Origin of the sequence: Nocardioides sp. Kera G14, assembly GCF_020715565.1 — a bacterium.
Classification (GTDB): Bacteria; Actinomycetota; Actinomycetes; order Propionibacteriales; family Nocardioidaceae; genus Nocardioides.
In genome coordinates, this window is the sequence record NZ_CP085839.1 from 2,469,748 (window position 1) to 2,489,990 (window position 20,243).

The following is a 20,243-nucleotide window of genomic DNA, read 5'->3' on the forward strand; positions in this document are numbered from 1 at the left end:
CTGATCAGCGCACCCGGAGGGTCTTCCGGATCGTCGCGGCCTTCGACGTGGAGGAGGCCCTGAGGACGAGCCTGAGGTGGTGCTTGCCCTTCCTGAGCCTCTTCTTGAGCTTGATCACGACGACGCCGTTCTTGACGGTGAATCTCCCGATCCGCCGCTTGCCGTCGAAGATCGTGACGCGGCCGTTGACCACCGTCGAGCTGGCACCGAGGGCGGCGAAGGAGACCCTGATCCTCTTCGTCCGCGCCTTGATCCTGCTCGGGATGTGGGCGCCCGCGACCGGAGCCGGGTTGCCCGGGTGGCCGATCGGCGGCGTGGTGTCACCACCGGTCGTGGTGCCACCACCCGGAGCCGTGGTCGTGCCACCGCCCGGAGGCGTCGTGGTGCCGCCGTCGGGAGGCGTCGTGGTGCCACCGTCCGGAGGTGTGGTCGTGCCACCGCCGGACGTGGTGCCGTCACCCGGTTCCGATGCCTGCTCGGGGAAGGAGGACCGGAGCAGGCCCTCCCGCAGGGAGTAACCGTCGGTGTCTCCGTCGTCGGTCCAGACGACCTCCACCTGGTTGTCCACCGCCGTGCTGCGCGGTTTGATGGCCATGCCCTCGTTGTTCAGGTTGGGCATGCCCGCCGGACGAGCGAGGCTGTGGGCCACGGCGAGATCGCCTTGGCTGTCGACGGTGAGCAGGTTGTAGACGCCACCGCAGCCGTCGTCGCACAGCGCCCAGATCGCCTTGCGGTCGGCGTCGAAGGCGACGTCCATCGACCAGGGCAGGCCGGACTTCTCGACCTTGACCTCGACGGGTGCCGCACTGTTCACGAGCGAGAAGAAGTGCAGGTCACCGGTCGCCTCGACGGCAGTGACGAAGAGGCCGTCGGTCGGGTAGGCCGCAGCGGTGTACGCCGCGCCGCCGACCTTCCAGCCTGCGCCGGCCAGGAAACTGTCGGGCACGTAGGTGATGCCCTCGAGGCCGAGGTTGGCTCCTGTGGTGACCTGGGAGTTGACGTCCCACTCGTCCACCGGCGTGAGCGTCGTGGTGGTACCCGTCACTCCGGTGAGGTCGAAGCGCAGCACCTTGTTGTAGGAGACACCGCTGTTGTCGTTGTCCCGCTCCGAGGTGACGTAGAGCGATCCGTCGGGACCGAAGGTCAGGCCCTCGGTGTCGGGAGCACCGGTGCCGTCCTTGAAGACGAGCTTCTTGCCCTCCTCCCAGCCGGGCGCGTCGACGTACTTGCCGTCAACCTTCTGGGTCTTGTGCAGGGTGCTCTTGTTCTGGATCACCCAGAGGATGTTCGGGTCGGTCGGGTCGAAGACGGCCCCGGAAGCGTCGCCGTCACCGTTGCCGTCGGCGTCACCGATGGTCGCGCCGTCGTCGACGGTCGTCACCGCGCTGGAGCCCGGCCAGGTCTCGGTCGTGATCGACGGACACGCGTTGGCCGCACCCCACGTGGCGGTGGGGGTCTCGACGTACGACGTCGAGCCGAAGAGGTCGCAGCGGCTGTAGGACGCGATGCCGTCGTCGTACCAGGTGTGAGCGACGATCGTCGCCTGGTCGCTCGCACGACGGATGCTCAGCGAGTCCGCGCTGTCGAGGCCGGTGACGCTGTCGGCGACGTAGAAGGCGCCGGCGGCGAGGTTGGTACCGGCCGGGACGGTGTGGACGACCGTGCCGGTGTTGTCGAGCAGTTCCCAGCCCGAGATGTCGACAGTCGCCGTGCCGGTGTTGAGCAACTCCGCCTTGCCCGCGACGTTGGAGACCTCGTTGAGGACGACCGGGGTGTCGAGGCGGCGGGACTTCGTCGCTTCGGCGGCCGTGTTGTCCCGACCGAACGTGCTCTGTGTGACACGCCAGAACTCGTCGGAGCCGTTCGGCAGGGCCGCGAAGGCCTGCGAGTCGGAGTCGTAGTTGTCCGAGACGCCGGCGTCACCGTCGCCGTAGGCCTGCTCGTCGACGAGCTGGCCGGTACCCGGCGTGGCGCTCGGGCCGTAGATCTTGACCGCGTCGCCCTCGCCGGACAGGCCCTTCTTCGAGGTGAAGACGACGTGACCGTGGCTCGGGATGGTCATGGAGGTCGCCGGCTTGAGAGAGGACGTCGTGTCGTCCCAGACCTTGAGGTCGGCGAGGGTCAGCGCGACGGCACCGGAGGCCGCACCGCTGTCGACCTGGTACCAACCGTCGATGCTGACGCCACTGGCGCCCTTGTTGTAGAGCTCGATCGCGTCGCCGAGACCGGCATTGCCGGGGTCGTCGGCGTTGAGCGAGGAGATCTCGTTGATCTCGACGTCGTCCCAGTTGGGGTCCAGGGCCGGCGTGCCCGACGGGGGCGTCGCCGCGAAGGTGTTCACCACACCCGAGGTCGGGGCGGGCTCGCTCTTCCAGAGACCGAAGCCGGGCGTCGTACGCCCGTACCCGGTGGCACTGGCGCCGCCGGCGTGGTTGGTGGCGTCACCGTCGTCGGCGATGTCGAGCACGGTGTTGTCGGGCGCGTAGAGCCAGAGGGCGTCGGTCTTGTTGAGACCGAATCCGCCTGCGGGCAGGTAGCTGTCGACGACGCCGGCGGCGTTGGCGGCCGGCGTGTCGGGGCTGATCGAGAGATAGGCGCCGGGCGCGAGGTCGACGTCGCCGAGGGTGAGCTTGTCGGCCGTGCTCGCGTTCGGGACGGTGCCGTCGCTGATCGCGAAGCCGCTCAGGTTCACCGTGGTCGAGCCCGCGTTGTAGAGCTCGATGAAGTCGGTGGGATCGGTGTCGAACTCGTTGATCTTGATCGAGGCGTAGGCCGCCGTCGTCGCGTTGGCGCCGAGCGAGTTCGGTCCGCCGGGCGTCGGGTTCGTGGTGGCCGTGAACGCGCCGGTGCCGTCAGGCGTGCGGGCCGCGCTGGGGGCCTGGTGGGCGGCCCAGTCCGTGCCGTCAGGGAGGACGGAGTCGATGAGCGTCGTCCCGTCGGGCGCGAAGAGGCGCCCCTGGTCGTTCTTGCCGAGGCCGAAGGCGGGCGGGACGAAAGCTGCATAGCCACCGGGGGCGATCGTGCCGTCGAGGACGGTCGCCCCCGAGATGGCGCCGTTGTCGATCAGCTTGTAGCCCGTGAGGTCGACGACGCTCGTGCCCGTGTTGTAGAGCTCGACGAAGTCGGTGTCGGCGGCGCCCTGGTAGGTGAACCCGTTGGAGCTCACCTCGTTGATCACGACGTTCCCCAAGGCACCCGACGGGTCGTCGGCGTGGGCGGGGGTGCTGAAGCCCAGCGCCAGCCCGGAGAGGCTGAGAGCGCCGGCGGCCAGCGCGGCGATGGAGCGATTTCGAATTGTCACGGTCTTCCTCGGGTCGGGCCCCCGCGGGCGGGGACGAGCACCGCTCAACCTCGCGAGGTGAACCGAACCCACGGTGAACGGATCCTGAAGACGCGTCGAAGGTCAACGCCGTCCTGGATGAGAAGTCCATCCGTTGCCGATCGGCTGTGGATCAGCTGTCATCCACCGTGACGAAGGCTCCCCCGCTACCGCTGACCGGAGGCGAGGTGGGTGCTCCGGGGAAGGCGATCGGCAGATCGAGCGGGGCTCGGACCGTCACCCGGAGACGGTCAGCATCCACCGTGACCGCGAAGGTCAGGCCGGGATAGCGGCCGCGGGCACCGGTGGCGTCAAGGAACTCGTCGACGGCCGACCGCGCCGTCGACGGATCGAGGTGAAGCCGGGTGTCCAGTCCGTCGGCGTACACCTCGGTGCCCTGTGCCCCGAGGTCGGCGGCGTGCAGAGCGGCGCCGTCGGCGATGTTGTCGAGCGACTGGCGCTGGAGCCAGGCCGCCGTCGCGTCGATGACGACCGCAGCGGCGATCAGGAGGACGACGGTGAAGCCGACGATGAGCGGAATCGTCGAGCCTCGCTGGGCACGCTGCTCACTCGCTCGCATCGGCGATCTCCTGGAACTGCCCGATCGGGACGGTGTGGCTGGCGTCGAGGGCGAAGCTGGGTGTCCCAAGGCCGAACGAGGCGGGCAGCCAGGGCAGCGCCACCGCCGTCGAGAGGCGGACCGTGACGATCGAGGTGCCGGCATGGCAGTCGTGGGGGTACGGCGTGCAGCTGACCTCCAGGTCGATGGCCGCGTCCTCGGCGTGCTGGTCGAGGAGCGCGATCCGGATCGCCTCCGTCGCCCGTGCGCGGCCTGCGGCGTCGGTGTCCGCGAGGGCATAGGCACGGCCGGCCGAGCGGGCGGCGGTCGCGAGGGCGAAGGAGGCACGTTGGACGTCGAAGACCGCCAGGACGAGCCAGAGGGCCGGGATCATGAGAAGGATCGCGAGCCAGCTGAACTCGACCAGCGCACTCCCCCGCTGGCCCCGCCTCACGGCGTCTCCTTGATGGCGTGGCCGGTCACCGTCAGGGCGACGCCGGGACCACCGATCCCCAGCGCCGGCACGGTGGCGTGCACGGTAACCTCCACGGCGGGTGCACCGTCGATCATGACAGTGGTCACCCGGATGTCGTCGGCGAAGCGTTCCGACACGACGCCCTGCAGCTGTTGGCGCGTCCGGTTGACGCCGTCGGGCAGCGCGTGGTCAGCGGTGGCCGCGAACCGTGCTCCCTCCGCTGCCGCGCTGGCGAGAGTGTTCCTCACGAAGAGGACCAGCGAGACCTGGAGGATGCCGAGGAACAGCGGCACCAGGAGGAGCAGGATGAGGACGAAGTCGACCACCGCAGCGCCGCGCTGGCGCCGCCGTCGGTTCACGAGACCTTGTTGAGCGCGCTCGTCAGCAGGGCACGGAGCTGGTCGTCCGCGATCGTGTAGAGCGCCGCCACGAGGCCGGCGGTCATGACGGTCACCAGCACCCACCCCGGCACGTCGCCTCGCTGCGGGCCGGTGTGCATCAGGCGGAGCAGGTAGGCCCGGAGTCGATTCATGAGGTGGTTCCTTCCCGAGAGGGTCACGAGGTGACCAGGTGGAGGCCGAGCAGGCCGGGGTAGAAGGCGAAGAGGACGGTCGTGGGGAGGACGAGGAAGACCACCGGGACCATCATCAGGATCTCCTTGCGTGCGGCGACCTCGATGAGCTCGCGGCGGCCGGCTTCGCGGACGTCGGCGGCCTGTGCGTGGAGCACGTCGGCGAGCGGCGTGCCGCGCTCGATCGCCACCGCCAGTCCGGCCGCGAAGCGGGCGACCATGGGCAGTCCGGTCCGGCTGGCCAAGGCGTCGAAGGCGGTGCCGATGGGGGTGCCGGTGCGGATGTCGGCCAGCACCCGGGCGAGTTCACGGGAGAACTCGCCGCCACTGCGACGAACGACGCGTTCGAGGGCCACCACCGGAGACTCACCGGCGCTGACGGCAAGGGCCAGGAGTTCGGCCAGAGTCGGGAACTCCTCGAGCATCCTGCGCTCGCGCGCCTTGACCTGGGAACTCAGGCGATTGTCCCGAGCGAGTACGCCGACGACCAGTGCCGTCACGCACAGCACCACGGATGCGACGATCGAACTCGGATCTGCGAAGGCCCGCAGCAGAGCCCACACCGCGGCGACCGCGAACGCTCCGAGCCCCCACACCACCTGCTCGATCCGGAACTCGTGCACCGTGCGATCGATCCCGGCACGCTCGAGTCTGCGTCGGACCGAGGCGGCTCCGCCGAGCGTGCGCTCGACCATCTCCGCGGCCGATCTCAGGACCGGCCCGAAGACGCCGGCGGCGGCGGAGACCGGCTCGGGCGACGACGTACTGCTGAGGGCGGGGAGGTCACGGAGCCACGGCAGCACGCGGTCCGAGAGTGGCGGACGCACGATCGCCCGCACCCGTACGCCGACAAGCACCAACCCGGCCCCCGCCAGCGCTCCGAGGAGCGCTCCCCAGGCCGTCACGACAGGATCCGCCGCTCGACGGGGAGTCGGCCGATCCGCATCATCGCCCGGTAGGCGACGACGCAGAGGATCCCGCCGACGATGAGCACGATCGTGCCGCCAGCGGTGGCGTAGCGGGTGATGACGTCGGACTGGAACGCCATCAGGAGCAGCACGATCCACGGAGCCGCCACTGCAAGGCGTGCCCCGTTGACCGTCCACGCCTGTCGCGCCTCGAGCTCGGACCGGGTCCGGGCGTCCTCGCGCAGATAGCCGGAGAGGGTGCGCAGGATCCGCCCGAGCTCGCCGCCGCCGACCTCGCGTGCGATCCGCAGGCCCTCCACGACGCGGTCGCCGACGGGATCCGCGAGTCGCTCCTTGAGGCGGTCGAGTGAGTCACCGAAGCGCCCGGACACCTGGTAGTCGAGGGCGAAGGCGGCGAACGCCGGACGCAGTGCCTCAGGCCCCCGGTCGGCCAGGCCGGCAAGGGCTTCGGGCAGCGACAGCCCCGCCCGGACGCCGGAGGCGAGGTTGTCCACCGCCTCCGGCCAGACCTCGGCGAACTCGCGCTGGCGCCGAAGCGCTCGGCCGCGGACGATCACCACGGGGAGGTAGCCCGCCATGATCGCAAAGGCCAGCGCGACCGGTGGCGTGCTGGAGACGAGCTCGACGACCAGACCTGCGATGAGGCCGCACGCACTGCAGAGCAGGACGAAGCCGCTCACCGACACCTGACCGAGCCCGGCACGCGCCAGAAGCTGGGCGAGGCCTGAGGGCCGGCGGGTCGACGTACGCGGGACCGAAGGGAGGGCGAAGGCGGACCAGCAGAGCATCAGCCCCACTCCGACGCCGAGTCCGACCAGGGCGCCCATCAGACGACCTCGTTGAGCAGGCGGTGGATGTCGATGCCGAGATGGGCGTAGCGCTCGACCCGTGGAGGCATGCCGCCGGCGCGTCGTAGCTCACCATCGTGCCTCTCGAAGAGGGTGGCCGTCTCGATCGTGTCGCCCTCGACCCGGCCGGGCACCGCGATGATCTCGTTCACCCGCCGCGCGCCGCTCGGGTCGAGGCCCAGGTGGACGACCAGGTCGACCGACGCGGCGATCGTCGGGACGACGAACTTCGACGAGATGTTCTCGCCGGCCAACAGCGGCAGGAGAGCGAGCTTGCCGAGGGCCTCACGACCGGAGTTCGCATGGACGGTGCACATGCCGGGAACGCCGGAGTTCAACGCCAGCAGGAGATCGAGTGCCTCCTCGGCGCGGACCTCGCCCACGATGATCCGGCTGGGACGCATGCGGAGCGACTCCTTGACGAGGTCGCGGAGAGTCACCTCACCCGTGCCCTCCAGCCCCGCCTGGCGGCACTGCAGGGCGACCCAGTCCGGATGGGGGAAGCGCAGCTCCCACACCTCCTCGGCACTGATCACCCGGTCACCACCCGGGATCGCGGCTGCGAGGCAGTTGAGCATCGTGGTCTTGCCCGCCTGGGTCGCCCCGGCGATCAGGATGTTGAGCCCGGCACGCACACTCGCCTCGAGGAAGGCCGCGGCGGTCGGGGTCAGGCTGCCGAGGTCGACCAGATCGCCCAGCCGAGCAGCGCGCATCACGAATTTGCGAATGTTGACCGCGGCGAAACCGCGGCTGATCCCGTCGAGTACGACGTGCAGTCGATGGCCGCCGGGCAGCATCGCGTCGACGAAGGGACGGGAGAGGTCGATCCGGCGACCGGAGGTCTTGAGCATCCGCTCGACGAGCTCGTCGACCTGCTCGCGGGTGAGCATCAGGTTGGTCAACTCGTGCCGCCCGGCACGAGCGATGAAGACGCGGTCCGGTGAGTTGATCCAGATCTCCTCGATCTGCGGATCCTCCAGCAGCGCCTGCAGCGGCCCGAATCCCGCCACCCGGGCGACGAGCTCACCCACGACCCCGGCGGAGTCGTCCAGCGTCTCGACCGCGCCGGTCAGTGCGCGCTCATCGTGCTCGCGGACGACGGTCTCGGCGATCCGACGTACGAAGGCGGGATCGACCTGTGGATCGACGCCCTCGCGGCGCACACGCTCGCGGACGGACGCGTCGAGTCGTTCGACGAGACCGATTCCGAGGTCAGTCCCCATGACCGGACCCCTTCCCGAGTGGAGTTCCTGCCGGGAAGGCTAAGCCCGCCGTGCGACGGTGACCAGACCCTCTCGTCGGGCTGTGGAGGAAGCCGACTCCTGCGAGGACCGAGAGGCGGCTCAGCGTCGTGGGATGACCAGGGCGATACCGGTGTCGAACTGGTCCCCTTCGAGCCGTCCGCCGAGAGCCGCCACGACGGCGCGTGCGCGCAGGAAGGTCGATCCCGGGCCGCGCAGACGGCCTCCGGTGCTGGCGGAGCGGGCCGTGGTGACGTGGATCCGCAGCGCCCCCTCGCGGGTGGTCTCGTAGCGCAGCTCGACGTCGCCGCGGGAGCGATGGAGGACGTCCACCAGCAGCAGCTCGTGGATGTGCTCGAGCGGACCGGGCGTGAAGGTGATCTCCTCATCACCGCCCACCTCCGAGAGCAGCCGGCGGTCGTGATGGGCGAGCTCGCTGGCCCACCGCCGTGCGCAGGTACCCGCGAGGTCGCGCAACGGGATGCCGGAACCGGCGACGAGCGAGGAGTGCCGCGCCAGCTGGACGAGCTCGCCTGCGACGACGTCCAGCGACTCGATCCGCTGCACGCAGCGATCCACCGCCGCCCGTACGTCGTCGGGGACTCCGTCACTCAGGGCGAGGTCCTCGAGCTCCAGTCGCAGTGAGGTCAGCGGCGTGCGCAGCACGTGCGAGGCGTGCTCCGCGAACGACTGCTCCTGGCTGATCCGATCCTGGAGCTGGGACGCGGAGATCCGCAGGGCGTCACCGATCGCCTGCACCTCCGGGATGTGCGAGGTCGGAAGGTCGAGGTCGAAGCGGCCACGTCCGAGAGCCCGGGCGGCGCGCGCCAGCTGGAGGAAGGGCGACACGAGGGCCAGGGACAGCACGTAGCCGGCGAGGCCTGCCACGACGACCAGGCAGAGGAAGAAGAGCCCGATCGTCGAGAGGCGATCCGTGAGCGAGCTGATCGCGAACGCGGCCGCGCAGAGGAGGACCGTCAGCAGGATGAAGGTGGCGGTGAGGCGATTACGCATCCTGGGGGCCGCCCTCCAGGCGGAACCCCACACCGCGGACGGCGACGACCTTGTCGGTCACACCGGCTGCCTCGAGCTTCTGTCGCAGACGGCCGATCGTCACGTCGAGCGTCTTCGTCGAGCCGTACCAGTTCTTGTCCCAGGCCTCGGCCATCAACCGGTCGCGCGAGACCACCTTGTCGCGCTGTCCGGCGAGCACGGCCAGGACGTCGAACTCCTTGCCCGTCAGTGAGACCTCGAGGTCGCCGGCATGGACCCTGCGCGCGGGCACGTCGATCCGCAGTGCGCCCTCGGGGAGGCCGGCGCCGGAGGCATGGGAGGCGGTGCGACGCAGCAGCGCTCGGACGCGTGCCTGCAGCTCGGCGAGGCCGAACGGCTTGGAGAGGTAGTCGTCCGCGCCGTAGTCCAGGCCCACGACCCGGTCGAGCTCACCGGCCCTGGCGGTGACGATCATGATGGCGCCGTCGTACCCGCTCTCGCGTGCACTCCGGCAGACGTCGAGCCCGTCCATGTCGGGGAGGCCGAGGTCGAGGATGAGCACGTCGGTCGGGCGCGAGGTGAGCTCCTCGAGAGCGCTGCCGCCGGTGTCGACCCAGCGGACGGCATAGCCCTCACGCTCCAAGGTGCGGACGAGCGGGAAGGCGATGTCTTCCTCGTCCTCGACGATGAGGACCGTGTGAGCCATGGACGGAATCGTAGGCGAACCGGCGCCCCGACCCGCGCGTCCGGTGGGGAGGTCAGAAGTCGGACAGGTGGTCGTCCAGGCGCGACAACGCCGTGCTGATCGTGGGTTGCTCGATGGCCAGCGGGTCCTCGGCCCCCTCCTCGACCTCGTCCCAGGTCAGCGGCGCGGCAACCGTCGGACGGTCACGGCCGCGGAGCGACCACGGCGCCACAGTGGTCTTCGCCGGGTTGTTCTGTGACCAGTCCAGGAAGACCTTGCCGCCGCGCTTCTCCTTCGTCATCGAGGAGATCACCCGATTCGGGTACGCCGACTGCAACTGCTCCGCGATCTGCCGGGCGACCCCCGACGGATCCGGGACGGGTGCCGGCAGCGGGATGTAGAGATGCAGACCCTTGCTGCCACTGGCGACCGGGTGCAGCGCGAGGCCGAGCCCGGTGACGAGCTCACGGACGAGCAGTGCGACCTGGCACGCCTCCGGCAACCCGGCCGGCTCGCCGGGGTCGAGGTCGATCACGATCCGGTCGGCAGGAAGCGGATCGCCCTCCGGCGTCACACGCCACTGGTGCACGTGCAGCTCGAGCGCCGCGGTGTTGGCGAGCCACGTGAGGGTCGCGAGGTCCTCACAGACGGGGAAGACGTTGCTCCGCACCCGCACCCGACGGATCCACGACGGCGCCCCGCTCGGGATGTTCTTCTCGAAGAAGCTCGACGACCCGACGCCGTCGGGCCACCGCACCCGCGTCACCGCGCGCCCATGCAGCTGCGGGAGCAGCACCGGCGCGGCCCTCGCGTAGTAGTCGAGCACCTCCCCCTTGGTCGTGCTCGTGCGCGGGTAGAGGACCTTGTCGAGGTTGCTCAGGGTGAGGGCGCGGCCCTCTACGTCGACGCGCATGACGCCCATCGTTCCCGATGAGGGGGCAGGATGGGGGCATGCGAGCGATCTGGAAGGGCGCGGTCTCCTTCGGTCTGGTCACGGTCCCGGTGAAGCTCTACTCGGCGACCGAGTCCCACGACGTGTCCTTCCGGCAGGTCCACGCGAAGGACGGCGGCCGGATCAAGTACCAGCGCGTCTGCGCCCTCGACGGCGAGGAGGTGGCCTACGCCGACATCGCGAAGGGCTACGAGACCGAGGACGGCGAGATGGTGATCCTCACCGAGTCCGACCTCGCCTCGCTCCCTTCCACGTCGAGCCGCGAGATCGCCGTACAGCGGTTCGTGCCCCGTGACCAGGTCGACCCGCTCCTCTTCGAGAAGTCCTACTACCTCGAGCCCGATGCCAACGCGCTCAAGTCCTACGGCCTGCTGCGCGAGGCGCTGCGCGACACCGATCGGGTCGCCGTCGTCACGATCGCCCTGCGCCAGCGCACCTCGATCGCACTGCTCCGCGTGGTCGACGACGTCATCGTGCTGCAGACGCTGATCTGGCCCGACGAGGTCCGCAACCCCGACTTCAACCTCTCTCTCGAGGGTGTGGAGGTGAAGGAGGCCGAGGCGAAGATGGCCCACGTCCTCGTCGAGACCCTGTCGGGCGACTTCGAGCCTGGGGAGTTCGAGGACGACTACGCCGCCGCCGTACGCGAACTCGTGGAGACCAAGATCGAGGGCGGCGAGATCACGCGGCCCGAGGTCGCCGCCGAGTCGAGTGGTGAGGTCGTCGACCTGCTCGCGGCGCTGCAGAAGTCCGTCGCCGCCGCCAAGGCGCAACGCGGCGAGGCCGCCGCCGGCTGACCTCCGGCGGAACACCACGACCCACCCGGCATGATGACTCCATGCCGACCTCCCTGTCCCACTCGTGGACGTACGCCGCGCCCGTCGCAGACGTCCGGGCGATGCTCTTCGATCCGGCCTTCCGCGAGGCGGTGTGCGACGCACAGCATGCCGTCTCCCGCACGGTCGGCATCAACGGCGACTCGATCCGCGTCGACTACGCCCAGGCGACCGCGAAGCTGCCCGGCTTCGCCAAGAAGCTGGTCGGCGAGACGATCACGATCGGTCAGCGTGAGGGGTGGAAGGGCGACGAGGCGGTCGTCGAGATCCTCGTCCCCGGCAAGCCGGGGAGCGCCGCCGGCCGGCTCACGCTGACGCCGGAGGGTGAGGGAACGAGGCAGAGCGTCGACCTCCAGGTCGTCGCGAAGGTCCCTCTCGTCGGGGGCAAGGTCGAGGCGATGATCCGCGACCTGTTGGTCAAGGCGTGGACGAAGGAGAGCCAGGTCGGTCGGGAGTGGCTGGCGCGCTGAGCGTCTCCTCCCGCGTGGCCTCGGCCTCGGCCAGGTCCTGTCGACGCCGCAGCGCGATCACCACGATCAGCACGAGGAACGGCCCGAAGGCCAGCCCGAACGTCAGCACCTTCTCGTACGGGTGCAGCGCGCCCAGGTGCATCGGAACGAGGGCGACGAGCGGGACGAGCAGTGCGGACACGCGGTCAGAGTAGTTCGGGGATCTCCGGGATCGCGAACCAGCCGAGGTCGTCGTCCGGGTCGTCGTCGGGCCCGCGGTCCTCGGTGTCTGCGTGGACGGCAGCCCAGCGCTGAAGGGGAACATCCCCGACGGCATCGTCGAGCACGACGACGACACGTCGCCCACCCCGCCCCGAGAGCGCGGTCGAGGCATCGGCCGCCGACATCAGCGCGGCGTACTCCCCCTCCTCGCTGTCGTCCGGCGCCTGATAGGCCTCGTCCAGCGCAGACGAGGGCAGCGAGCCGGCGGCGTACCACTCGCGGAGCAGCTCGAGCGTGGCAGGCAGATAGAGCCTCATCCCTCCTCCGGATCGGTCGGCTTGGGTCGGCGACCGCGCGGTGCGCGCTGCCGCGTGCCGGAAGCGGTGTCGACGAGCTCGTCGATCGCGTCGGCGAAGCACTGGCCGAGGATCTCGGCGTCCGGGATCAGGTCGCGGTCGGTGTTGATCCCGAAGAAGACGGTGCCGTCGTACGACGTCACCCCGATCGCCAACGCATGGCCCGGTGTCAACGGCGGGACCGGGAAGGTGGCCACCATCCGCGCGCCCGCGGCGTAGCGCGGGGACTGCGGCCCCGGCACGTTGGTGACGACGAGGTTGTAGGACTCACCGGGCCGTGAGGCCGCGGCGCGGCTCCCCACGGCGTGGAAGGTGGTCGGCGCGAAACCCGAGATCCCTGCGAGTCGTGCCGCCGAGACACCGCGTCCCGTCGCCTTGTGCGACTCGAAGGACCACGAGACCTGGTGCAGGCGGACCACCGGGCTGGGCTCGCCGACCGGCAGGTCGACCATGTGGACGGCGATCTGGGAGCCGAGCGAGGTCGCCTCCTCGTTCTCGTCGATCACGGAGACCGGTACGACGGCGCGGACCTGCCGCAGGCCGGAGAAGGACTCGGCGCGAGTCATCAGCCACGCGCGGAGGCCGCCCGCCACGATGGCGAGGACCGCATCGTTGATCGTCCCGCCGTGGACGGCCCGCACACGACGGAGGTCCTCCAGGCTGGTCTGGGCCGTGACGAAGCGACGCTGCTGCGAGAGCCGGCCGTTGATCGCCGTGGGCCGCTCCGGACGACGGCGGGTCACCGTCGCGGTCACCTTGCCGGCCCGCCGGGCTGAGCGGCGTGCCATGCGAGCCAACGCGAAGCCCCGCGAGCGGGCCGTGTCGACGATCGTGTCGGCGTCGGTGAGGGCGTCCTTGACGACGCCCATGAGCAGCCCGGGCGCGCTCGGCCGCCGCAGCGGCGGCAGCGGCGCCGTGTCGTCGTCGACGATCTCGACATCGGGCTTGAGGTCCAGCAGGAGCTGCCCGAGGTCGATCGTCTCGACCCCGTCGACGAGCGCCTGGTGCGCCTTGGCGAGGATGGCGAAACGCCCACCCTCGAGCCCTTCGATGACATACATCTCCCACAACGGCCGCGCACGGTCGAGCGGTCGCGCGACGATGCGGCCGACGAGGTCGCGCAGCTGCTCGGCAGAACCCGGTCGCGGCAGGGCGGAGAGCCGCACGTGGTACTCGAGGTCGAACGTCGGGTCGTCGACCCACATCGGGTTGGCGACTCGACCCGGCATGAACTGCACGACCTGCCGGTAGCGCGGCACGAAGGAGAGCCGGTCGGCGACGAGCGCCAGCAAGGCGTCGTACTGCAGGCCGTTCGGGCCGGGCTCGAAGACCTCGACGGTCGCGTTGTGTCGCGGCACGGTCGGTCGCTCCTCGGAGAGGAACGCGAGGTCCCGAGGTGTGAGGCGGTTCCCCATGACACCCCTCGCTTTCCGGGGCTCTTGGTCCCCTCTCAGACTCGCATGCGATTCTGGCAGAGTGTTGCGCCCGATCGTCGTCGTTCTCACCGCGCTCGTCGCGCTTCTCGGGCTGACGGCCTGCGGCTCGGCGTCCGACACCAGCTCCACCTCGACCCCGCTGCCGACGAAGAAGATCGCCATCAGCGTGCAGGGCACCACCATCACACCCAATGGCGACCGCGTCGACGTGAAGATCGGTCAGCCGGTCCAGTTCGTCGTCACCGCCGACTCCGCCGGCGAGATCCACGTCCACTCCGACCCGGAGAAGGAGCTGGAGTACACCAAGGGCACGACCACGCTCGACGTCGGCACCTTCGACCACGCCGGCATCATCGAGGTCGAGTCGCACGCCCTGGACAAGACGATCGTCCAGCTCCAGGTCCAGTGACCTTGGCCGCGGCCCTGCCGCAGATCGTCGGCGCGCTGCCGCTGCACGGGATCGGTGGCGCACGCGACCTCCCGATCCCGCGTGAGCTCGCGATCGCCGGAGCCGTCGCCGCCCTCGTGCTCTCGTTCTCCGTCCTCGCGCTGGCGTGGCGGACGCCGCGGTACGACGAGGCCCGCACCGGCCGCCCGGCCCCGATCGAGCTCGCCGCGCTCGTCGACTCCCGTGCCTGGCACGTCGTGTGGCGGGTCGTCGGGATGCTGCTCTTCCTGTACACGGCGATGGTCGCGATCTTCGGCAAGGACCTGCTCACCAACCCGCTGTTCGGCATCTTCTACGTGTGGTGGTGGGTCGCGCTCGTCCCGCTGTCGGTGCTCTTCGGCCCGGTGTGGAAGGCGATCAGTCCGGTCCGCACGATCAACGGCCTGCTCTCCCGTCTCTCCGGCAACGACCCGGAGCGGGGCCTCTACGCCTATCCCGAGAAGCTCGGCCACTGGCCCGCCGCGATCGGCCTCTTCGCCTTCGTGTGGATGGAGCTCGTCTACCCCTACTCCACCGAGCTGGGACCCGTCCGCCTCTGGTGTGCGGTGTACGTCGCCCTCATGCTGGTCGGCGGAGCCCTGTGGGGCAACGTCTTCTACGCGCGCGCCGATCCGTTCGAGGTCTACAGCTCACTCGCCGCGAAGCTGTCCGTCTGGGGCCGGCGCAGCGCGACCGAGCGGCGGCTGTGGATGCGGTCCCCCCTCGCCAACCTGGACACCGTCGTGCCGCGGCCCGGCCTCGTCGCCGTCGCGGCGGTCCTCTTCGGATCGACGGCCTTCGACTCCTTCAAGGACTCCACCACGTGGGTGAAGTTCTTCCAGGGGACCGACTTCCTCAACCGGCACAGCTGGGCACCGACGACGGCGAACTTCCTTGCCCTGCTGGGGATGTGCCTCCTCGTCGGACTCATCTTCACCGGTGCGACGATGGCCACGGGCGTGGGGCCGGGCACCCGTCGACGTACGCTGCCGGCGGCCTTCGCCCACTCGATCCTGCCGATCATCGTCGCCTACGTGATCGCCCACTACCTCTCCTACCTGCTGGAGGCGGGCGAGGCCACCCTGATCAAGGCGAGCGACCCGTTCTCCACCGGAGCCAACTGGTTCGGCACCGCGAACTGGTCGGTCGACTACTACTTCGCCTATCACCCGACACTGCTCGCGAACATCAAGGTGGGCGCCGTCGTGATCGGTCACGTCCTCGGCGTCGTGGCGGCCCACGACCGCTCGATCAAGCTGCTGCCGAAGCAGCACCAGGTCACGGGTCAGCTGCCGCTGCTCTTCGCCATGGTCGGCTTCACCGCCGGCGGGCTGTACCTGCTCTTCTCCGCGTGATCAGGAGCTGAGCCGGCGACGTCCCCTTCGCGGACGGGTGCGTCCGACGAGCTCCGGGGCGAGCGCGTCCAGGACCTGGCCGAGTGCCCGCGCCAGAGCGGAGTCGGGTGCCCCTTCGGTCACCGCCGTGGCCGCCAGCAGTGCCTTGTCGACGGCGACACGGTCCTCGGGCAGGAGATGGATCGCAAGCGGATGCGACGTCTGCTGGACGAGCCCGGCGACCTCGTCATCAGAGGCCCCGAGGGATCTGCGCTGCCGGTTGACCAGGACCCGTGCGGGCTTCGCGACCTGGTCGGCCAGGTCGACCAGGGCACGTGCCAACCGGCCCAGACCGATCGGCTCGGCCGTGGCGACGACGAGCACGTCGTCGGCGACCTCCAACGCCTCCATCGTGAGCCGGTCACCGTCACCCTCGAGGCCCGCGCCCGCGTCGATCACGACCCAGCCCTCCCGCGCTGCGCTCGAGGCCAGGGCGGTCAGCACGCCGGCGGGCACCTCCCGCCAGCGGGTCGCACGCGGCAGACCGGTGACGACGACCATCCGGTCCGAGACCGCCCGTGCCGCCGAGGGCCAGTGCTCCTCGAGTCGCCCGGCGGTCGCCAGCCGCGACACCGCGAGGAGACCGGAGACCTCGTCGAGGACCCCCAGCTGCTGTCCGAGTGTCCCGCCTGCCGGGTCGGCGTCGACCAACGTCACGGTCGTGCCCCGCCGGGCCAGCAGCGCCGCGAGACCGGCGGCGACCGTCGAACGCCCCGGCGCCCCACCGGTCCCCCACACCGTGATCACTCGACCCGGTGTGGCCGCCTCCACCTCCTCCGCCGGCACGGGCTCGACGGGAGCGTGCCGTGCCATCGGCGCCGGCCGCTCGGCGAGCAGGCGCGGGAGCTGAGCGAGATCGGAGTCCTCGACCGTCAGCGCGATGCCGATCTGCGAGGCACGGCTCGCCGCGGCCTCATGCCCCTGCGGGAGTACGGCGACGAGCCGGACGCCCGCGTCAGCGGCCCGTGCCGCCGCGTCGCTGTCGAGCCCCGGGGTGTCGATCCCGACGAGCGCGATCTCGGCCTGTCCGGCGGCGATCGTGCCGAGAAGGTCGTCGACATCGACGCACCGCTTGAGCAGGACGAGCTCCGGGGACCTGTCGAGGAGCGCCAGCGCGTCGGACTCCCACATCGCACCGGCAGCCACCACGAGCACGGTGTGGCGGGCCATCACTGCCGCCGTACGACGGTGACGACGGCCTGATCGGCCGCACCCACGGTGGCGAGATAGGCGCGGGCGTCCGACTCCGGCACGGCGACGACGAGCTGACGCTTCCCGGTGGCCACGAGCGCGTCCGCGGGGTCCGGAGCGGCGACGACACTGGCCGAGGCGAGTGCCGGCTCGGCGGAGATGGAGGTGCGCTCCCCCTTCTGGAGGACGTAGACGTCCACGACCGCTCCGGCGCGGACACCCGGCGGCACCTGCTCGGGCTCGACCGAGAGCGGCACCTCGACCAGTCCCTGCGACGTGCCGAGCGCCGCGAGCGGAACCAGCTCGCCCGCACCGACCGGGCGGGTGAACACGGTGTTCTTGCCGAGGTCGGTCGACGGCCCGATGAGGGTGCGCAGCACCTCGTCGGAGAGCTTCACCTGGACGGTGTCGAGATCGACGGCGTCGATCCGTGTCCCGGCGGCGATGTCCGTCCGGGCCACGCTGACACCCACCGTATCGTCGGCCGACGCCATCAGCCTCGCGCCGGCGATGACCGAGACGGCCACGATCGCCACTCCCACCCAGAGTCGGGGGTCACGCCATCCTGCGCGTGAGGCACGGATCGCCCGCGGAGCACCGGACGCCGTGACAAGCCCGAGAGTTCTTCTCGTCACGCGGCTCATCATGGCCTCATCCGAGGCGACATGTCAGTGTCCTGTGAGTTATCCACAGGCTGCACCAGTCCGCGCAGGGATGGATTGGGCTGGGATGGTTACATGGTTCCCATGCCAGGAGCCCCTCGATTCCTGACCCTCGCCGACGTTGCGGAGGTCCTCAACACCTCCAGCGCCCAGGTCTACGCCCTGGTGCGCCGCGGAGAGCTGCCTGCGATCAAACTGGGCGGGCGCGGGCAGTGGCGGGTGGAGGCCTCGAAGCTCGAGGACTTCATCGCCGGTCTCTACGACGAGACCCAGTCGTTCGTGGCCGCGCACCCGTTCGCCGACTCGGAGACACTCGCCACGGAGGACGCGGTCAGCTAGCTGGCGGGGTCGGAGACCCCCGCGAGTTTCACGCTGACCTTCTTCGTCCTGCCCGCACTGTTGACGGTGAACTCGACCGTCTCCCCCGGCTGGTGAGTCCGGATCGCGACGATGAGACCGATGCCGTCGGTGATCCGCTGACCATCGACGGCCGTGACGATGTCGCCCTTGGCCAGACCCGCCTTCGCCGCCGGCGTACCGTCGTCGACCGAGATGACCTCCGCACCATCACCTGCCGGATCATCGGTCCCCGTCTGCACCTTGGCCCCGATGATCGGGTACGACGCCTTGCCGGTCGTCAGGAGCTGTTCGGCGGTGATCTTCACCTGCTCGATGGGGATCGCGAAGCCGACGCCGATGTTGCCGGCCTCACCCTGCGTAGTGCCGCCCGCGGTCGCGATCGCGCTGTTCACGCCCACCACCTGGCCGAGCAGGTTGACCAGCGGGCCGCCCGAGTTGCCGGGGTTGATCGCGGCGTCGGTCTGCACGGCGTTGATGTAGCTGAGGTCGTCGGCCGACTCACCCGTCGTGACCGGACGGTTGAGCGCCGAGACGATGCCCGACGTCACGGTCGCGGAGAGCCCGAGCGGCGACCCGAAGGCGACGACCGGCTCACCGATGCGCAGCGCCGCGGCGGCGCCCAGCGAGGCGGGCTTGAGGTCCTTGGCGCCCGGCACGTCGAGCACCGCGATGTCGTAGACGGAGGAACGACCGACGATGGTCGCCTTCTCCTTGTGGCCTGCCGTGTCGACGACGTAGACGGGACCCTTGTCCTTCGCAGCCGACGCCACGACGTGGTTGTTCGTGACGATGTGGCCCTCGGTGTCGAAGACGAAGCCGGAGCCGGTGGCCCCGTCGTCCTCCCCTGCGTACTCGGCGATGATCTGGACGGTGGAGGGCAGCAGCGCCTGGGCGACGTTGGCGACACTCGCGTCGTCGGGATCGATCGGGGCCTGGCTGACCGTGGTGGAACCGCTCAGGCCGGTCACCGAGCTGGAGGTGTCGTCGCGCCAGTCGTCGGGCGCGTAGCGCTCCCAGAGCGCTGCACCACCGGCTCCCCCGACGATGCCGGCGAGAAGACCCAGCACCAGGACGGCCGGCCACACCCAGCGGCTCGGCCGCGCCCGTTTCGGCCGCGGCTCAGGAGCCGGCACCGCCATCTGTGGAGGGTGGTGCGGGTGCTGCGGGAGGGGCTGACCCCACGGGTCAGTCGTCGGCTCGCTCACCTGAGCATTGTGGCGCGGGCCGCCAACAGTTCGGCGCAGCGTCAGTGACGACGCGCGTCGACGACGGGAGTCGCCGAGGGACTCGTCCACGTGGAGGCCGTGGTGGGGCGCTCGATCGTGGGGGCGGAGGCGGGCGCGGCACCGAGCGCCAGGACGCCCATCACTGCGGCGCCGACGGCAGTGCCTCCGATGGTGGCGAGGGCGACGTTGCGGCGCTGGTGTTCGGGACCGAAGAAGGAGCCCGGCTCGCAGTGGGCGGCACCCATCAGCGAACCCTTGAGCCCGTCGGAGGCCGCTGCCGGGTCGTAGGTCAGACCCGCCAGCCGCCGCTTGATCCAGCCCTCGCGCTCGACGAGCTCCCGGCAGGCATGGCACTCGTTGGCATGGGCCCAGGCGCGCTCGGTCTCCGCCTCCGAGAGCTGGCCGTCGAGCAATGCCGAGACGCGGTCGCCGAGGTGGCCGCCGAGCAGGCTCATGAGTTGGATCCCCAGCCGAGCACCTTGGGGCCCGAGTAGCGCAGGCGTCCCGCCTTCGGTGCGCGGTGGGCGAGCGCATCGCGGAGCATCGAGCGGCCGCGGTGGATCCGGGACCGGACCGTGCCCAGCTTGGCGCCGAGGATCTGGGCGATCTCGTCGTACGACAGGCCCTCCACGTCACACAGCACGACGGCGGCCCGGAAGTCAGGCGGCAGCGCCTGGAGGGCGGCCTCGATGTCGTCGTCGAAGCGCTGGTCCGTGAAGGCCAGGTCAGGCGTCGGCGTCGTCGAGGCGAGCTTGTCGGCCCGCTCGTCGCTCAGCGCGTCGAACCGGATGCGCTGCTTCCGCCGGGCCTGGTCGAGGAAGAGGTTGGTGGTGATGCGGTGCAGCCAGCCCTCGAAGGTGCCGGGCGTGTAGGTGTCGAGCGAACGGAAGACCCGAACGAAGACCTCCTGGGTGAGGTCCTCGGCGTCGGGCCGGTTGCCGGTCAGCCGATAGGCGAGGCGGAAGACCCGGTCCGAGTGCAGCTCGACGATCTCGTCCCAGCTCGGGACAGACCCGGCGATCGACGTCGCTTCCATGCTTTCCACGCTAGCCAGCCTTCCTGAACAGACCCCAAGAGTCATTCACGAGACACCAACGCAGATCCTCACCCCA

At 70.2% G+C, this 20,243-nt stretch carries 24 protein-coding genes; 5 read left to right on the plus strand and 19 right to left on the minus strand.

The window, feature by feature from the left end:
* Window positions 1–4: 4 nt before the first annotated feature.
* From LH076_RS12105 to ligD, 11 genes are all read right to left on the minus strand, one after another.
* A complete protein-coding gene (locus tag LH076_RS12105) occupies window positions 5–3,301 on the minus strand; it encodes a lamin tail domain-containing protein (protein WP_227780974.1) in 3,297 nt (1,098 codons plus the stop codon).
* A 151-nt stretch (window positions 3,302–3,452) separates the two neighbouring features.
* A complete protein-coding gene (locus tag LH076_RS12110) occupies window positions 3,453–3,899 on the minus strand; it encodes a pilus assembly protein TadG-related protein (RefSeq protein WP_227780976.1) in 447 nt (148 codons plus the stop codon).
* Complete coding sequence (locus LH076_RS12115) at window positions 3,886–4,332, minus strand: TadE/TadG family type IV pilus assembly protein (RefSeq protein WP_227780977.1); 447 nt, start codon at window positions 4,330–4,332, stop codon at window positions 3,886–3,888. The genes LH076_RS12110 and LH076_RS12115 overlap by 14 nt, the downstream gene beginning before the upstream one ends.
* Window positions 4,329–4,712 (minus strand): TadE/TadG family type IV pilus assembly protein, encoded by a 384-nt coding sequence (locus tag LH076_RS12120; protein ID WP_227780978.1) that lies wholly within the window; start codon window positions 4,710–4,712, stop codon window positions 4,329–4,331. Before LH076_RS12120 ends, LH076_RS12115 begins: the two co-directional genes overlap by 4 nt.
* Entirely contained in the window at window positions 4,709–4,885 is a 177-nt protein-coding gene (locus tag LH076_RS12125; RefSeq protein WP_227780979.1) for a hypothetical protein, read from the minus strand. Before LH076_RS12125 ends, LH076_RS12120 begins: the two co-directional genes overlap by 4 nt.
* A gap of 23 nt (window positions 4,886–4,908) precedes the next feature.
* Complete coding sequence (locus LH076_RS12130) at window positions 4,909–5,829, minus strand: type II secretion system F family protein (protein WP_227780980.1); 921 nt, start codon at window positions 5,827–5,829, stop codon at window positions 4,909–4,911.
* On the minus strand, window positions 5,826–6,680 hold the full coding sequence (locus LH076_RS12135; protein ID WP_227780982.1) for a type II secretion system F family protein: 855 nt from the start codon (window positions 6,678–6,680) through the stop codon (window positions 5,826–5,828). The genes LH076_RS12130 and LH076_RS12135 overlap by 4 nt, the downstream gene beginning before the upstream one ends.
* Complete coding sequence (locus LH076_RS12140) at window positions 6,680–7,924, minus strand: CpaF family protein (protein ID WP_227780983.1); 1,245 nt, start codon at window positions 7,922–7,924, stop codon at window positions 6,680–6,682. Before LH076_RS12140 ends, LH076_RS12135 begins: the two co-directional genes overlap by 1 nt.
* 120 nt (window positions 7,925–8,044) lie before the next feature.
* A complete protein-coding gene (locus LH076_RS12145; protein ID WP_227780984.1) occupies window positions 8,045–8,956 on the minus strand; it encodes a histidine kinase dimerization/phospho-acceptor domain-containing protein in 912 nt (303 codons plus the stop codon).
* Window positions 8,949–9,641: a response regulator transcription factor gene (locus tag LH076_RS12150; RefSeq protein WP_227780985.1), complete on the minus strand. Its 693-nt coding sequence runs from the start codon at window positions 9,639–9,641 to the stop codon at window positions 8,949–8,951. Before LH076_RS12150 ends, LH076_RS12145 begins: the two co-directional genes overlap by 8 nt.
* Before the next feature lie 52 nt (window positions 9,642–9,693).
* Window positions 9,694–10,533, minus strand: coding sequence for a non-homologous end-joining DNA ligase (gene ligD / locus LH076_RS12155; protein WP_227780986.1), 840 nt, complete (start codon window positions 10,531–10,533; stop codon window positions 9,694–9,696).
* A gap of 38 nt (window positions 10,534–10,571) precedes the next feature.
* On the opposite strand from ligD, the gene LH076_RS12160 reads away from it, so the two are divergent.
* Together LH076_RS12160 and LH076_RS12165 are read left to right on the plus strand one after the other, a co-directional pair.
* Window positions 10,572–11,369 (plus strand): Ku protein, encoded by a 798-nt coding sequence (locus LH076_RS12160; protein WP_227780987.1) that lies wholly within the window; start codon window positions 10,572–10,574, stop codon window positions 11,367–11,369.
* 41 nt (window positions 11,370–11,410) lie between these two features.
* Window positions 11,411–11,878 carry a DUF2505 domain-containing protein gene (locus tag LH076_RS12165; RefSeq protein WP_227780988.1) on the plus strand — a complete coding sequence of 156 codons (468 nt, stop codon included), beginning with the start codon at window positions 11,411–11,413 and terminating at the stop codon, window positions 11,876–11,878.
* Here the strand turns inward: LH076_RS12165 and LH076_RS12170 are convergent.
* From LH076_RS12170 to LH076_RS12180, 3 genes are read right to left on the minus strand one after another with little or no spacing between them, the layout of a single operon-like run.
* Window positions 11,826–12,059: a hypothetical protein gene (locus tag LH076_RS12170; protein ID WP_227780989.1), complete on the minus strand. Its 234-nt coding sequence runs from the start codon at window positions 12,057–12,059 to the stop codon at window positions 11,826–11,828. The genes LH076_RS12165 and LH076_RS12170 overlap by 53 nt on opposite strands.
* Window positions 12,060–12,063: 4 nt before the next feature.
* Window positions 12,064–12,396, minus strand: a complete 333-nt coding sequence (locus tag LH076_RS12175) for a DUF6912 family protein (RefSeq protein ID WP_227780991.1) — start codon at window positions 12,394–12,396, stop codon at window positions 12,064–12,066.
* A complete protein-coding gene (locus LH076_RS12180) occupies window positions 12,393–13,850 on the minus strand; it encodes a WS/DGAT/MGAT family O-acyltransferase (protein WP_227780992.1) in 1,458 nt (485 codons plus the stop codon). Before LH076_RS12180 ends, LH076_RS12175 begins: the two co-directional genes overlap by 4 nt.
* Window positions 13,851–13,911: 61 nt before the next feature.
* On the opposite strand from LH076_RS12180, the gene LH076_RS12185 reads away from it, so the two are divergent.
* A complete protein-coding gene (locus LH076_RS12185) occupies window positions 13,912–14,280 on the plus strand; it encodes a hypothetical protein (RefSeq protein WP_227780993.1) in 369 nt (122 codons plus the stop codon).
* Complete coding sequence (locus LH076_RS12190) at window positions 14,277–15,653, plus strand: hypothetical protein (RefSeq protein ID WP_227780994.1); 1,377 nt, start codon at window positions 14,277–14,279, stop codon at window positions 15,651–15,653. The genes LH076_RS12185 and LH076_RS12190 overlap by 4 nt, the downstream gene beginning before the upstream one ends.
* Here LH076_RS12190 and LH076_RS12195 read toward each other — a convergent pair whose 3' ends face one another.
* Both LH076_RS12195 and LH076_RS12200 read right to left on the minus strand, forming a co-directional pair.
* Window positions 15,654–16,862 carry a hypothetical protein gene (locus LH076_RS12195; RefSeq protein WP_227780995.1) on the minus strand — a complete coding sequence of 403 codons (1,209 nt, stop codon included), beginning with the start codon at window positions 16,860–16,862 and terminating at the stop codon, window positions 15,654–15,656.
* Window positions 16,862–17,518, minus strand: coding sequence for a hypothetical protein (locus tag LH076_RS12200; protein WP_227780996.1), 657 nt, complete (start codon window positions 17,516–17,518; stop codon window positions 16,862–16,864). The genes LH076_RS12195 and LH076_RS12200 overlap by 1 nt, the downstream gene beginning before the upstream one ends.
* A 111-nt stretch (window positions 17,519–17,629) precedes the next feature.
* On the opposite strand from LH076_RS12200, the gene LH076_RS12205 reads away from it, so the two are divergent.
* On the plus strand, window positions 17,630–17,884 hold the full coding sequence (locus LH076_RS12205) for a helix-turn-helix domain-containing protein (RefSeq protein ID WP_227780997.1): 255 nt from the start codon (window positions 17,630–17,632) through the stop codon (window positions 17,882–17,884).
* Here the strand turns inward: LH076_RS12205 and LH076_RS12210 are convergent.
* The 3 genes from LH076_RS12210 to sigE are packed head-to-tail and all read right to left on the minus strand — an operon-like array spanning window position 17,881 to window position 20,167.
* A complete protein-coding gene (locus tag LH076_RS12210; RefSeq protein WP_227780998.1) occupies window positions 17,881–19,110 on the minus strand; it encodes a S1C family serine protease in 1,230 nt (409 codons plus the stop codon). The genes LH076_RS12205 and LH076_RS12210 overlap by 4 nt on opposite strands.
* Window positions 19,111–19,151: 41 nt before the next feature.
* The gene (locus LH076_RS12215; protein ID WP_227780999.1) at window positions 19,152–19,586 is read right to left on the minus strand and encodes an anti-sigma factor family protein; all 435 of its coding nucleotides are present in this window, start codon (window positions 19,584–19,586) and stop codon (window positions 19,152–19,154) included.
* A complete protein-coding gene (sigE, locus tag LH076_RS12220; RefSeq protein WP_227781000.1) occupies window positions 19,583–20,167 on the minus strand; it encodes an RNA polymerase sigma factor SigE in 585 nt (194 codons plus the stop codon). The genes LH076_RS12215 and sigE overlap by 4 nt, the downstream gene beginning before the upstream one ends.
* Window positions 20,168–20,243 lie beyond the last annotated feature (76 nt).